The 14,195-nt window shown below is 40.5% G+C and carries 13 protein-coding genes; 6 read left to right on the top strand and 7 right to left on the bottom strand.

Annotated elements, in window-relative coordinates:
• Positions 1 to 286 precede the first annotated feature (286 nt).
• The gene (locus PAT01_RS06145; RefSeq protein WP_138577474.1) at positions 287 to 796 is read left to right on the top strand and encodes a GNAT family N-acetyltransferase; all 510 of its coding nucleotides are present in this window, start codon (positions 287 to 289) and stop codon (positions 794 to 796) included.
• Positions 797 to 833: 37 nt separating this feature from the next.
• Here the strand turns inward: PAT01_RS06145 and PAT01_RS06140 are convergent, their stop codons facing one another.
• A complete protein-coding gene (locus tag PAT01_RS06140) occupies positions 834 to 1,220 on the bottom strand; it encodes an MmcQ/YjbR family DNA-binding protein (RefSeq protein ID WP_004587303.1) in 387 nt (128 codons plus the stop codon).
• A gap of 194 nt (positions 1,221 to 1,414) precedes the next feature.
• Here PAT01_RS06140 and efpL point away from each other — a divergent pair, with 194 nt between their 5' ends.
• On the top strand, positions 1,415 to 1,987 hold the full coding sequence (gene efpL / locus PAT01_RS06135) for an elongation factor P-like protein EfpL (RefSeq protein WP_004587302.1): 573 nt from the start codon (positions 1,415 to 1,417) through the stop codon (positions 1,985 to 1,987).
• 405 nt (positions 1,988 to 2,392) lie between these two features.
• Here efpL and PAT01_RS06125 read toward each other — a convergent pair whose 3' ends face one another.
• Together PAT01_RS06125 and PAT01_RS06120 are read right to left on the bottom strand one after the other, a co-directional pair.
• Positions 2,393 to 4,651: a sensor domain-containing protein gene (locus tag PAT01_RS06125; RefSeq protein WP_138577472.1), complete on the bottom strand. Its 2,259-nt coding sequence runs from the start codon at positions 4,649 to 4,651 to the stop codon at positions 2,393 to 2,395.
• Positions 4,652 to 4,706: 55 nt separating this feature from the next.
• Entirely contained in the window at positions 4,707 to 7,430 is a 2,724-nt protein-coding gene (locus PAT01_RS06120; RefSeq protein WP_138577470.1) for an insulinase family protein, read from the bottom strand.
• Between the two features lie 183 nt (positions 7,431 to 7,613).
• Between PAT01_RS06120 and sixA the strand changes: the two genes are divergently transcribed.
• Together sixA and PAT01_RS06110 are read left to right on the top strand one after the other, a co-directional pair.
• Positions 7,614 to 8,084 (top strand): phosphohistidine phosphatase SixA, encoded by a 471-nt coding sequence (sixA, locus tag PAT01_RS06115; protein WP_004587298.1) that lies wholly within the window; start codon positions 7,614 to 7,616, stop codon positions 8,082 to 8,084.
• A 15-nt stretch (positions 8,085 to 8,099) separates the two neighbouring features.
• Entirely contained in the window at positions 8,100 to 8,450 is a 351-nt protein-coding gene (locus tag PAT01_RS06110; RefSeq protein WP_004587297.1) for a RidA family protein, read from the top strand.
• A gap of 5 nt (positions 8,451 to 8,455) precedes the next feature.
• Here the strand turns inward: PAT01_RS06110 and PAT01_RS06105 are convergent, their stop codons facing one another.
• Both PAT01_RS06105 and smrB read right to left on the bottom strand, forming a co-directional pair.
• Positions 8,456 to 9,388, bottom strand: coding sequence for an AEC family transporter (locus PAT01_RS06105; protein ID WP_138577468.1), 933 nt, complete (start codon positions 9,386 to 9,388; stop codon positions 8,456 to 8,458).
• A gap of 15 nt (positions 9,389 to 9,403) precedes the next feature.
• Positions 9,404 to 9,961: an endonuclease SmrB gene (gene smrB, locus PAT01_RS06100; RefSeq protein WP_024031888.1), complete on the bottom strand. Its 558-nt coding sequence runs from the start codon at positions 9,959 to 9,961 to the stop codon at positions 9,404 to 9,406.
• A gap of 151 nt (positions 9,962 to 10,112) precedes the next feature.
• On the opposite strand from smrB, the gene prmB reads away from it, so the two are divergent.
• Together prmB and aroC are read left to right on the top strand one after the other, a co-directional pair.
• Entirely contained in the window at positions 10,113 to 11,048 is a 936-nt protein-coding gene (gene prmB, locus PAT01_RS06095; protein WP_138577466.1) for a 50S ribosomal protein L3 N(5)-glutamine methyltransferase, read from the top strand.
• Between the two features lie 58 nt (positions 11,049 to 11,106).
• Positions 11,107 to 12,204: a chorismate synthase gene (gene aroC / locus PAT01_RS06090; protein WP_024031890.1), complete on the top strand. Its 1,098-nt coding sequence runs from the start codon at positions 11,107 to 11,109 to the stop codon at positions 12,202 to 12,204.
• A 49-nt stretch (positions 12,205 to 12,253) separates the two neighbouring features.
• On the opposite strand, the gene PAT01_RS06085 is transcribed toward aroC, so the two are convergent.
• Positions 12,254 to 13,399 carry a lipase family protein gene (locus PAT01_RS06085; RefSeq protein ID WP_138577464.1) on the bottom strand — a complete coding sequence of 382 codons (1,146 nt, stop codon included), beginning with the start codon at positions 13,397 to 13,399 and terminating at the stop codon, positions 12,254 to 12,256.
• Positions 13,396 to 14,040, bottom strand: a complete 645-nt coding sequence (locus PAT01_RS06080) for a DUF6795 domain-containing protein (protein ID WP_138577462.1) — start codon at positions 14,038 to 14,040, stop codon at positions 13,396 to 13,398. Before PAT01_RS06080 ends, PAT01_RS06085 begins: the two co-directional genes overlap by 4 nt.
• Between the last annotated feature and the right edge of the window lie 155 nt (positions 14,041 to 14,195).

The raw sequence follows: 14,195 nt of genomic DNA, 5'->3' as shown, positions 1-14,195 counted from the left end.
CAGCTTGATTAAAAAAAACCGCATTATATGCGGTTTTTTTATATCTGCTATTTGTAAATATAGAATTCTAGGGCGCAATAATAGCAACCCGCAATAATACTTAATCATTCTGCGGGGCTAAACGTATCGCTACCTGTGTTAAAAACGTGCATTTATAAAACCTAAATTGCCAGTTTTTATTTAGTTATCGACAGGTTTTTACCCTCAAATAAGACTTATAATTAAGTGGCTTGCTATAAAGTATGTTAGCTTAATTTGCAGCTAAGCAGATAAGAGGTAAACCATCATGCAGTTGTTTACAGCACGATTGGCAATGCGCCCACTTCAAAGCAGTGATTGGCCATTATTTTTGCAGTTACATCAAAATCCTACCGTGATCCGTTATTGCTACGATATGCCCAGCGAAGCGTTTGTACGCAGCCGCTTTGAACAACGTTTAAAAAGTTGGGATAGCACTTCTACTCATCCACTTTGCCTTGTGGTATTTGATAAGCGTTCAAATGAGCCCATGGGTGTAACGGGGTTTACATACGAACTTGAGCAAGCTGAGCTAGGCTATTTGTTTTTACCCGCGTATTTTAATCAAGGCTTTGCCAGTGAGTCATTGCGTGCCGTGATTGAGTGGGCATGGCAACAATGCGGTATTACACAGTTTAAAGCCGTGGTTACAAAGGGGAATGTAGGGTCTGAAAAGGTATTACAAAAGTGTGGATTAACGTTAACTGGTATTAATACGCAAGCGCACACTATTAATAATACACGTTATGACGATTTGATATACACATTAAAATTGTAGCAAATAGGGCTAGCAAGCTAGCCCGTGATGGTGGTTTCTATAGATGTGCTTCAATTGCTTTACGGTCTTTTTCTGGCATATTCTCAACAACTAATTTGAACGAATTATCGATCATTCTTTCAATTTCGCCTTGTGGAATAGAGCCATCTAATATCACCGTATTCCAAAGCCGCTTGTTCATATGATAGCCAGGGATCACCGCAGGAAAAATATCACGCAATTTAAGTGCTTCATCGGGATCGCACTTTAAATTAAGCCACCAAATAGGATCTCCATCATCATTTACGTCTCCATCATTACCTAAGGCAAGGGTGGCAAACATTTTATGATTTACTTTATAAACATCAACCTCTTGAGCAAATGGTTTTGTCACTTGCACCAAGGGCTTCTTTACTAAATACTCATGTACTGTGTTTTGGTCCATGATCCAATCCTTGAAGTCATACTCGGTAGAGATACCATAGCAGTTTTTTTCGCTTTTGATTATAGGTATTTAGTTTTAAATTAAAAATTTGCAAGTCTATATCAGATGCAGCCCCAAATTAATGTATTTTTAGTTGAACAATACCCAGTTCGTGGTATGTTTCTGGCAATCAAAAAAATAATAGGAAAACCCCCATGCCAAAGGCGAGTGAAGTTAAAAAAGGAACCGCGATTGAGTTTAATAATCGCGTGTTGGTAGTTAAAGATATTGTACGTTCAGTTCCACAAGGCCGTGCAGGCGGTAGTTTGTACCGTATGCGTTTATACGATGTAGTAACAGGTGCAAAAGTAGACGAAACCTTCAAAGACAGCGACATGCTAACCCTAGCAGATTTAACTCGCCGCGAAGCAATGCTTTCGTACATTGATGGCGATGAATACGTGTTTATGGATAATGAAGACTACACGCCGTATAACTTAAATAAAGAGGCGATAGCAGAAGAAATTCAATTCGTTAACGAAGAAACGCAAGGCGTACACGTTATTGTAATTGATGGCTCGCCTGTAGGTTTAGATTTGCCATCAAGCGTAGAGCTGGTTGTTGAAGAAACAGACCCTTCAATCAAAGGTGCTTCTGCCAGTGCACGCTCTAAGCCTGCACGCCTGAGCACGGGTTTAACCATTTCGGTGCCTGAGCATATATCTACGGGCGACCGTATCCGTATTAATACGGTTGAGCACAAATTTATGGGCCGCGCTGAAAAGTAACCCAAGCTATACAATAAAGCTGGCGCTATGCCGGCTTTTTTTATGGCTAAATTTCTAAACTAGGTAATAGTAATCTGCATCAATACTTAATTTATATGCGCTGATAGCTAAAATGGCGACTCATTGACTTATCAAGCCTGCTGCTTTAAAAGTGTGTTATTTGCCGTTAAAATGCGCAGCGTTGTTTTGAGCTCAGTTGGGGTGATGTTTGCTTTTCGTTTTTATTAACGCTCTATGTGCTTTGGCCATTTACATTCAAGCGCTTAAAAAAGGTATGCCAATTAAACGGTGGATTTTATTAGGGGCGCTAATAGGCCCTGGCGCATGGTGCTTATTTGGTTTGCATTACAGGCGTGCTTTTATACGCAACGTAGGCGCTGGTGCGTGTATATGGCGCCCGTAACATTACCTTATTTGCGCTAAATGTTTATTAGCACTAATAAGGCTTGGCGTAGAGTTGCTTTGTTGCTGTTTCAAAAAGGCCGTAAACTCATCTTTTGAAAGCGGTTTTGAATAGAAGTAGCCTTGTACGGTTTCACAATTTAGCGTTTTGAGTATGTCAATTTGGCTTGCTTGCTCCACACCTTCAGCAACCACATGTAAATCGAGGTTTTGCGCAATCGTCACGATAGAGTCAACCATGTTGCGGCCTCGTTCGGTTTTCATGTCATCAATAAATGCTTTGTCTACTTTTAAGGTATTCAGCGGAAATTGTTTTAAGTACGCTAAAGATGAATAACCTGTACCAAAATCGTCCATGGCTAAATGAATACCACGCGCACTTAGCGAGCGCATAATTGCAATGGCTTCTTGTGGGTCGTCCATTACCGTGCCCTCGGTAATTTCCAGCTCTAAAAAGTAAGAAGGTAGCTCGTTTTTTTGCAATATCACGTCAATACGGGTCGTTAAATCTGGCAAGCTAAACTGCTTAGCCGATAAGTTAACTGCAACGCGGCCGCTAAATAGCCCATCGTCTAGCCATTGTTTTACATCGCGACACGCTTTGTTTAAAACCACTTCACCAATTTCTATTATTTGCCCGGTTTCCTCAGCAATAGGAATAAATACACCGGGGCTAATAACGCCTTTTTTAGGGGTTATAAAGCGCACTAATGCTTCCATTCCGGTAAGTTTACCTGTGCGAATATTCATTTTTGGTTGGTAATACACTTCAAAATGGTTTTCTTTTAGACCAAAGCGCATTAGGTTTTCTATTTGTAAACGTTTAACCGCTTGGCGGTTCATGGTGTCGTTAAAAAACAGGTAACTATTGCCTTTCTTTTTAGCATGATACATGGCGGTATCAGCGTTTTTTAACAGCAGCTCTGGAGTACTGCCATCTTCAGGGAATAACACTATGCCTACGCTTGAGGTAATAGCGAGCTCGTGGCCTGCCATTTTAAATGGGGTCGCAATTGCAGCTAAAAATTGCTTTGCCATGCGAGTAATAACATGGATATCATTAGTATCTGCCATAACTAAGGCAAATTCATCACCCCCTAAGCGGTAAAAAACATCATTCTCACGGGTTAATTTATTTAATCGCATAGCCAGTTTTGCTAACAGGCTGTCGCCTAGCTGGTGGCCTAATGAATCATTAATCTTTTTAAAATTATCTAAATCAAATACCAAAAGGGCATGGTGGGTATTTTGTTTTACTAGCTTTTGTAGGTCGGTAAAAAATAAATTTCTGTTAGGTAAACTGGTCGTACGGTCTCTATTTGATAAATTATGCAGTTGCGATTGTGCATTTTTACGTTCGGTTAAATCTGAATAAACCACTACATAGTTTGTTATTTGGTGTTGATCGTTTTTTATCTCATCAATAGAAATCTCTATGGGCAGTAACACTCGCTCACTATTGCGCAGTTTTACCTCTTGTTGAATTCGCTCCCGCTCTCGTACTATATTTTTAACGTTTTCTGTGTAGCTTTTATCGTAACCAGGTAAATTAAAAGGCTTTTTGAGATATTGCTCTCTAACGCCACCAAAAAGCGTTAAAAAGCTGGGGTTAATATCAACTAAGTTAAAGTTTTTATCATATATAGCAAGTGCATCAGTGAGTGATTCTACACACTTAGCAAATAAATTGAGGCGCTCTTGTGTTGATTTTAACACTGAAATATCGCGCACTGTGCCGGTCATTCTCAGTGGCGCTAAGTTGGCATCTTTTTCTATTATTTTTCCGCGGTCTAATACCCAGTGCCAGTGGCCAAAGGTGTCTTTAATGCGGTAAGTGGCTTCAAAAAAAGCAGACTTTTGAGCAAAGTGTTTTTTTAATAAATGCTCTACTGAGGCAATATCGTGTGGGTGGATCAAGCTTTTATTTGGCGGAAACCCCATTAGCGTTGTTGAATCCATCATGTATTTATCGTTAATACGAATAACTTCGCCAGTTTTTATATTCCAATCCCAAAGCGTATCGCCACTGCCTTCAACCGTGCTTTTTAAGCGCTTTTCCGAGAGGCTGTGCTGTAACCGAGAGCGCTTTAATTTATAAATTACAAATAATAGGTATGGCAAAGCCAGCGCAAGTAGGGCACTGGCAATAATTAAAACGGTGTTGGTATTTATATTAAAGGCGTGTTCAAAGGCAACCGCTGCGGGTGCTAGGCTTAGCAGCAACCAGTAAAAACCACATTTTATTGTTGTTATTTTTATCATTTGTTTTATTACTACTAATTAACAAATGATAATTTAAATCATGCCACTTGCAGAGTCAAAGAGATTGCGAGCAAAGCGGCATTTTTTGCGATTTATTTACTTTTGCGCTACTTAATAACTCATACCTTGGCCTATCTTTAGAAAAAGTAGCTATGGCATAACTTTTCATTTCTTCTAGGCTGAGGGCGTGCAGTGCCTCTAGCAGGCGTTTTTGCATATGAAAGTCATGATCTTTATTGCCTATTGCAAGCCAAAAGCGCTGTGAGCGTAACCGTAAGTTTTTATCTTTTTCAGCAATATGAGTTGTCAAACCTTGTTTATGCTGCTGCCATGTTGTTTCATCCAGGGAGTCTAGGTTAGCAATAAACTGGCTTACAAAATGATTATGCCTGTGCAGTAGAGTCTGAGCTTCAAATTTTGGTGATTGAATATAAAAAGCAATACCGGCGCGGGTGTTAAATGGTGCATAGCCAGAGCCAACTAAGTAACCTAGCTGTTGTGTGGTTCTCAGCTCGTTAAAATAGTCTTGGTTAATTATATGATTAAGTGCCATTAATTTAACTTTTTCATCCACTTCTGCAGTTTGTGCTTGGTAGTAAATGACCATGGCGTTATCACTGCATGGCAGTTCAAGTTCGCAGCGAGTCACTTGGTCTATCTCGTGCAGCGGGCGTGTTAAATCTTCAATAGCCGTGGCGTTTTTTAAATGCTCTGCCACTTTTTTATGAAATACCTTCGCGTCTGTTTGTTGCCAATTACCGTGTAAAAACGACTCAACATGTAAGGCTTTAAAAAAATCGGCTCTAAATTCGTTAAATTGCTGAAAACATGTATTTTTAAGTGCAGTGGCTAACTCGTCGGGTTGTGGGTTCCATGGCATTATTTTGGCACCTAACACGCTAAATAATTCACTCACGGGCTTATTTTGGTTGCTGTTGCGCCAGTGCCTTACCAATTGCTTTTTGTATTCGGCAAAGCGGCGTGCGCAAATATCAACATTAAACAGCGCATCAAGTAATTGTTCCACCAACTCTAGCTGACTAGTCGATAGCCCAGCGGTGTGCAACGTAAGCCCGCCTTGGTGAGAGGTTAAATGATAACTTAAACCTGCCAATTCTGCGGGGTAAAACTGCTCGCCAACACTGTCCATAAATAAATCACTAAAAAGGCGCGTTAATGCCATGTGCTTTACATCTTTTACTGCAAAGTGCGAGTCCATTGCTAAATAAAAATGACCTTTGGCCACTCTAAAGGTGTTGTCTTGTTTAAACCAAAAGTCAAACCCTGGCTCTTTAACTAACAGTAAAGGCTTGGTTTGGGGTTTTTCGACTTCGTATAACACCACTTCTTTTGTTAAATAGGGGTTTGCTGTGGGCAACAGCATAGTGCTCAGCGGTTTATTTATATGCGCAAGCGACTCCAGCCAATGCGGCGAAATTGGCTCAACTTTGTAAGGGGTGTTGTACCACGCGGTGGTGTGCTCAGCCTCTACGCCTGGATGAATAAGTACCAAGCGCATATTATGCGGGGTAAGCCATTGCATCGCCATTTCGTGAGTGGCTTTATTAAAGCCCTCCATTAAGTAATCGCCTTGCACATAGTTAGCTTCGTCGTAGTGCTGCATATTAATGCTTAGGTTACTTACCCAATCTATTAAGCGCGATTTTTCTTGGTTATCAAACGCAATTTGTAACAGGTTTTTTTTATCTTGATACAGGCGCGGTAGTTTGTCGGTGTTATCGTTGATTAGGCAAATATACTCAAACACAATTTCTATTATGTCTTCAAAGTATTCAATGCCTTCATCGGTAAGCGCCATGCTAATGTTAAAATCTTTAAAGTTACTGCCATTTATACCGCCGCCGGCAGAAAGTGCGTTAATCCACCCTTGCTCTTTTAAAATTGAGTACAACGAGCCTGCGCCTTCGTAGCCGAGTAAATGGGCTATAAAGCTGACGGTTTTGTGGCGATAAAAGTCATCGATATTTGGCATAGCAAAACTAATAATGAGTTTTTGCATGTGCTTGTGTGGTTCAATGTGCAGTACTTTGCCAATATCTTGCGCGCGATATAATGGCTCCTCAATAGGGGCTTTAAGCGCACCTTTATGGCCATTAATGCCACTAAAATAACGATGCGTCCACTGCGCAAGTGTATCAAGCGGTTCGTTGGCACAAATTACCAGTGTCATCCACTGCGCTTGATAGTGCTTATTAAAAAAATCTCTTAACTCGTCACTTATGCAGCGCTCTCTATCGGCGAGGGTATGTAAATTACCCACCGAAAATTTAGCAAAGGGGTGGGCTGGGTTTACGGTTTCTTTATGAGCCTGATAAATACGACGCCCATCATCTTTTATTTTTAATTTAAACTCAGCCTCTATGGCATTACGTTCTTTTTCGGTTTCCGCTGGGTTTAATAATGGGGCAATAAAAAAACGGCTAAATTGCGCAAGTGCTTTTTCAATGGCTTGGTTATTAATATCAAAGTAATAGCAGGTGTGCTCAGTGCCGGTCCAGGCGTTGGTGTTACCGCCCGATTGAGACACAAAATTATTAAAGCTTCCAGAATCAGGGTATTGGTCGGTACCTAAAAAAAGCATATGCTCTAAAAAGTGTGCAAGGCCTTGCCTGTCAAGGGGGTCATCAAAATGGCCAGCGTTAACCGCCATAGAAGCAGCGGCTTTAGTTGAATCTTTATCTTGCACTAATAATACTTTTAGCCCATTGTCGAGTGTAATGGCGCGGTATGCTCTGTTATCATTGCGGCTGATATTCAAATGATGCTCCTGAAACTAGACGTTTACTTGTTAACAACAGATGATAGCTTCAGGACAGCGAAAAAATAGCGAAAAGATTTACCTGAATATCATGAGAGAATTATTCTTTGGAATAATAGTTAATATAGCGGACAAATGGGCAAACTGGCTACTGTTTTATATTCATTAATCGGTTGATTTTTTATGAAAACAATCTTAATTATGCGCCACGGCGAAGCGACACCGATGCAAGCTAACGACGCAGCAAGAAACCTAACTCCGAAAGGCCATGCAGAAGCAGAAAAAATGGGCTTATGGCTACACAAACACTTTTCTGTTGATGCGTTATTGGTAAGTCCTTACTCGCGCGCGCAGCAAACGGCTAAAGAAGTTGAAAAAAACAATGTATTTAAATTTAGTGAAACCTGTAGCGACATAATCCCCGAGGGAAAGCCACAAATAGCAGCTGATTATTTAGAAACACTTATTGCCATGCATCCTCAGTGTAATACCTGGTTAGTGGTCGCCCATATGCCTATTGTGAGCTATATAGTTGATCAGCTCAGCCCGGGTAATATGCCTATTTTTAACACCGCAGCAGTTGCTGTAATTCAGTATGACGAAACATCACAGCGCAGTGAATATGTAAATATTAACGCGCCTGCCAACATATAGAGAAAAGAGATAACAATGAGTATAGAACGCCTTGAAACGGGTGCGCGCATGAGCCGTATAGTTAAACATAATGGAACCGTTTATTTATGCGGACAAGTATGCAGCGATGCAGAGCAAAACATTACAGAGCAAACGCAAACTATGCTCGACAAAGTAGAGGCCTTACTTGAGCAGGCGGGGAGTTCTAAAAAACATATGCTAAGCGCAACTATTTACGTTAAGAGCATGGAATATTTTGCCGATATGAATGCTGTATGGGATGCGTGGGTGCCAGAAGGTTATGCACCAGCACGCGCCTGTGTTGAAGCTAAAATGGCGCGCGATGCGCTATTGGTCGAAATTTCGGTAGTGGCCGCACTTAAATAAGCGTTTTATAAAAGCACAGCAAGCCAAAACGAAAAGCTTACTACACTAAGCACCGTTGAAAGCACCACTGCACCGGCGAGCGTAACTTGATGCGTATTTAATTGGCTTGCAATTAAATACGCATTAACGCCAACAGGCGAGGCGCTTAGCAATACCAGTACGTTACGAATTTGCGTATCTAGTACAAACACCCACGTAGCTGCTACGCACACAGCAGCAGGCAAAATCAGTATTTTTAACAGTGAAGAAATAAGGGCCGGCTGCCAATTTGCTGCCACTTTATAAAACACCAAATTAGCGCCTAACACAAATAAAGCACATGCAATAGCAGGGCTGGCGATTAGCTTTAAGGCATTGGCTAAATTAGCAAATAATGTAATTCCCGACACATTTAAAAGTAATCCACAGCCAATACTTAACACTATAGGGTTAAGGACCATGTTTTTAGCAAATTTTGCCCACGAGAAGTCAGCTGTGTTTCCTTTCGCGCCTATTAAATAAGTTAACGCAAAAAGCAGCGTGCTATGAAATGTGATGATCATAAAGGCGATAGCAATCATGTCTTTGCCAAGTGAAGCAATAACAATGGGTATACCCACTAACACCATATTTGAATAACTACCGGCAAGACCAAACACACTATGCTGTTGATAATTTCCAGCATTGGCTTGTTTAATTAAATAGTACCTATCAATAAGTATGCCCAAAGCAAATACCGCTAATACAGGAATATAAAAGCTTAAAAATGCTTCGAGGCTAATACTTTGATGCAAATTTATTTGCGACATATTGAGCATTAAAAAGGCGGGTAAGCTCACATAAAAAGTAAATTTACTTAAGCCGGCAATATGCTGCTGATTAAAAAACTTAAAATAACAACAGGTGTAGCCCAGTGCGACAATAAAAATTAAGGGAAAAATAATCGAAAAAATTTGCACGTATTCTTCCTTTAATTAGCGTCTAAACTCATCGCTTTGCGGTAAATCAATTAAAATCAGCACGGCACCGCGCCCGCCATATTCTAGCGGTGCTTGGTGCATGGCAATTACATCGGGGTGCTGTACCAAATACTGCGGTACTTTGTGTTTTAAAACACGCTCGCCAATGCCATGCACTATGCACGCGCAGTAATAATGCTGTTTTTTGCACTCGTGAATAAGTCCCGCGAGTTCATCTTTTGCACGTTCTTTATTAAGCCCGTGCAGATCGAGTGTTAAATCGGGTGCAAAGTCGCCGCGTCGTAACTGTTTTGCTAAAAAAGAGTCGTGGCCATTTTGCACGTAATTAATGGTGCTATTTGTGTCTATATCGGGAATATATTCGTCAGAGAAGAAAAATTCAGACTCAACCTGCTTTTTTTGCTGGGCAAATTGCTTCGCTTGTGACACCTTAGGTTTTGTATCAAACCTATGGGTATCTTGTTTAAACACCTTAGCGCCTGTAATTGTTTGGCGAAAAAGGTCAATGTCGTCATTGCTTAGGGACGATTGTGATGAGATGTCTTTTTTCATAAATTTTACCTAAACAAAAAAACGTAAAAACGCAGCGCAAAAGGCGGTACAATATAAAGGTGAGGGGCAATTGTAATTTGCTCAGCACAGTTAGGCAATGCAATCGTCGCAAAGACTCAAAACAGTCAGTTAGCTAAAACAGGTAAAAAATATGAGTGATTTACAAATAGAAGAAGCAACACTTGATGAAGCTGTTGCAGAACTGTCAACGTTACATGACTGGTTACGCTGGACTACAAGCCAATTTGCAAGTAGTGGAATATTTTTTGGACATGGCACAGATAACGCGTGGGATGAAGCTGTTAGCTTATTACTGCCTGCACTAAGTTTACCTATTGATGCCCCCAAAGAGTTAATGCATGCGCGGTTAACAAGCACAGAAAAAAACCGCCTAGCAGGGTTAATCGCAGAGCGTATAAATGACTGCACGCCGGTTCCTTATTTAACAAACATTGCTTGGTTTGCGGGCATGCCATTTTATGTTGATGAGCGTGTGCTTATTCCGCGCTCGCCGTTTGCTGAACTTATTGCTAATAAGTTTTCACCGTGGCTTGAGCAGCCGCAAAGCGTTAACCGTATTTTAGATTTATGCACAGGCTCTGCTTGTATTGCTATTGCGCTTGCTCAAGCGTTTGAAGCGGCACAAGTCGATGCGGTTGATATTTCGTATGAAGCGCTTGAAGTAGCAGATATAAACATAAACGACTATATGCTAAGTGACCGCGTACTGCCTATTCAGTCAGATGTATTTAGTGGAGTGCCAGGGCAAAAGTATGACCTAATAGTAGCCAACCCTCCGTATGTTGATGCTGAGGACATGGCTGATTTACCACGAGAATTTCATCATGAGCCTGAGCTTGGTTTAGCATCTGGGCATGATGGCTTAGACGTTACACGTACTATTTTAGAGCATGCTAGCAATCATCTAACTGATAACGGTTTGTTATTTGTAGAAGTTGGTAACTCTATGGTACATATGGATGCTTTATATCCGGGCGCACCATTTGAGTGGGTTGAGTTTGAGCAAGGCGGCTTAGGTGTATTTGTAATAAGCAAAGCGCAGCTTGATACGTATTTTGCAAAATAAATTTTAGGCCGAGCGTATGCTCGGCAACTTTTGTAGTCATTAGGAATGAGGAAAGTTAATGGCAGGTAATAGCATAGGGCAGTTGTTTAAAGTGTCCACCTTTGGTGAGAGCCACGGCGTTGCCCTAGGCGGTGTTGTAGATGGTACTCCCGCAGGCCTTGAGATCACAGAGGCTGACTTACAAATTGATTTAGACCGTCGTAAACCTGGGCAAAGCCGCTATACAACGCAGCGCCGAGAAGACGATCAAATAAAAATTCTTTCAGGCGTTTTTGAAGGTAAAACCACAGGCACAAGTATTGGTTTACTTATCGAAAATACCGATCAACGCTCAAAAGACTACGGTAAAATTAAAGATGTGTTTCGCCCAGGTCATGGCGATTACACTTACTGGCACAAATACGGCCTGCGCGATTATCGCGGCGGTGGTCGCTCTTCTGCGCGTGAAACCGCAATTCGTGTAGCGGCAGGCGCAATTGCTAAAAAATACTTAAAGCAGTTTCACGGTATTGAAGTAAAAGCATGTTTAAGCCAACTTGGGCCAATAAAAGCCGAAAGTTACGACTGGGATGAAGTTGAAAACAACTTATTCTTTTTCCCTGATGCAAGTAAGCTAGAAGCGCTTGATGAGTACATGCGAGACCTTAAAAAGCAAGGTGACTCAGTGGGCGCTAAAGTAAAAGTAGTGGCTAGCAACGTACCGGTAGGATTAGGCGAGCCTGTATTTGATAGGTTAGATGCTGAAATTGCGCATTCACTAATGAGCATTAATGCCGTTAAAGGTGTAGAAATTGGCGATGGCTTTGATGTGGTAGAGCAAAAAGGCTCAGAGCATCGTGATGAGTTAACCCCAGAAGGCTTTACCTCAAACCACGCGGGTGGCGTACTTGCTGGTATTTCTACAGGGCAAGATATTATTGCCTCTATTGCGCTTAAGCCTACATCAAGTATCACTATTCCAGGTAAAAGCATTAATACTGAAAACGAAGCAGTAGAGATGATAACCAAAGGGCGTCATGATCCGTGCGTTGGTATTCGTGCAATCCCTATTGCTGAGGCAATGATGGCCATTACCTTAATGGACCATTTACTGCGCCAGCGCGGGCAAAACCCACATGTTAACCACGAACATGGACCAATTAACGGCTCTGTTTAAGTCATTTCTGGGAGCGCGGTTAGGTTTTACGAACCGCGCTCATTTTAATTTAAATAAGATCAATTGCCTGTTTTGCTACCATATAAAGCTTTTTGATCATCAAACCGAGCACCCACCTGATGAACTGTTTGCTTAGTTCTTTAACCTCGTAAGTTTTTTTTCCTACAAATGCAAGCATATGACCAATTAAGCCTTTTAACTCTTCAGTTAATTCTACAAATTTGACTACAGAATCAAATAAACATCGAGCAAGCGTATCATAGAAAGTTAGGCCGAGGCCTAAACCCGCTTGGACGGAAATAAAAGCGTATTGTCCTGTTTTCTTTAAAAAAGTTATTAAGCCGTCTGTAATTATTCGTTGCCATTTAAGTGAAAAGGTTACGTTATAACGCGATGAATACTTTAGAACAGTATGATTATGATGTAGGGTCTTCAAAGAATTTTCCATACTTGCATAATCACTGTATGCAGCGACGGTATTGACGTAACCAGGTTCACTTTTTTCCATAGAGTGTGCGGCAAGACTAAAAAAAGATCCTTCATTCATAGCAGTTTGGTATTCATTAGAGGTATGGCTGAATGGCCAGGCAGGTACACAAGGAACAGGGTCGGCGCCATGAGTAACTCGATATTGACCGATATTATTTGCTGCTGAATGTATTGAATTACTTAATACCACCCTAGGCGCACCAAACGTATATAAATTAGTAGGTATACCTTTTTTGCTAGCCCAAATAGCAGTAAGCTGAGCAATTGCACCACCTAAACTGTGCCCTACAATATGCAAAAATTCTGGTTTATGCTTTTTTATATAAGAATTAAACATGGGTTCCATACTAGTGAAGGCTTTCTCGAAGCCTGAATGTACTTCCAAATTTTTAGGACCAAGGGTAGTTGCAACATTTAAGTTAGTTAGCCAATCTGCACAAGATGAGAAAACGGTTCCACGAATGCCAATAATATGGTGGTTTTTGAATTGTGATGAAACACCTTCAGCAGTTAAAGCGAAGCCTGTCGTACGGTTCAAAAGCTGATTTATTAGCCCACCACTAACCCCCTGAATTTGATTGTTAGTCACTTTAAAGTTTCTCACAAAGTCATTATGAAACTCTCCGCTGAAGTCATAACTTTTTCTTATATCATAAACTCTATTCGCGACAGAAGCAGCTGTGCTTGGTGATATTGTTTTATTCATAGTTCAACCTTCTTCCCTGTAAAACGTTCTGTTAAATCATTTAAATCGCCATTATGGATTTCGTACTTTTCTTCACCGTTTTCCATAACCCATGTAGGATTGTAATCTTCATCCCATCTGCAAATGCTTGTTGCAGTTCTATTGAGGTATTTATTGGTGTTATTTTTAAATTCAAATCTGACCAATTGATTAGTTATTTCACACTTTAAAAAATCAAGCTTTTTGGTGAATTCAGGTAACTCTGAAATGCCTGGTTGTGTGGCCCCCCACAAACCAATAACTAAGTTGTTATCTTTACGAATAAAAATCTTCTGATGGACACGGTCTTCGGAAATTAATTTATTCGGGATAGAAGAAAGTATAGTTTTCTTTGATAAATGAAATCGTCCGTCATCTCCTGTCATTACAGAATCAAGTCGTTCAACGCCATCAATATATGTTAATGAACGTATTATTTCTAAATCAGCAATTGGTATGCCATTTTCAGTGACGACGCCGTTGACTTCAGGGCTTAAAAATACTTCTTTCTTTTTTCTGAACCAGCTAAACATATCTTCTCCTTGACTAAGGGCCGGAAAAACAATAGCACAAAAAAGAATCAATAGGATGGCTAATCGAGGTAAATAAATAGATTTATTCATAGGCAATCCTTGCATAATTTTCTTAGATTTTAACTAAGAAAAAAATGTATGTAAAGTGAACTGTACCTGTTTTTATAAGGTGCCTTAATTGCTAATAAAAGTACGCAATTCTTCCTCTAGCACTTTTCTTTTATATAAGTAGTCTTTATAGATTA

The organism is Pseudoalteromonas atlantica, assembly GCA_007988745.1.
Lineage (GTDB): Bacteria > Pseudomonadota > Gammaproteobacteria > Enterobacterales > Alteromonadaceae > Pseudoalteromonas > Pseudoalteromonas atlantica.
This window is presented reverse-complemented; position numbering and strand designations above follow the sequence as displayed.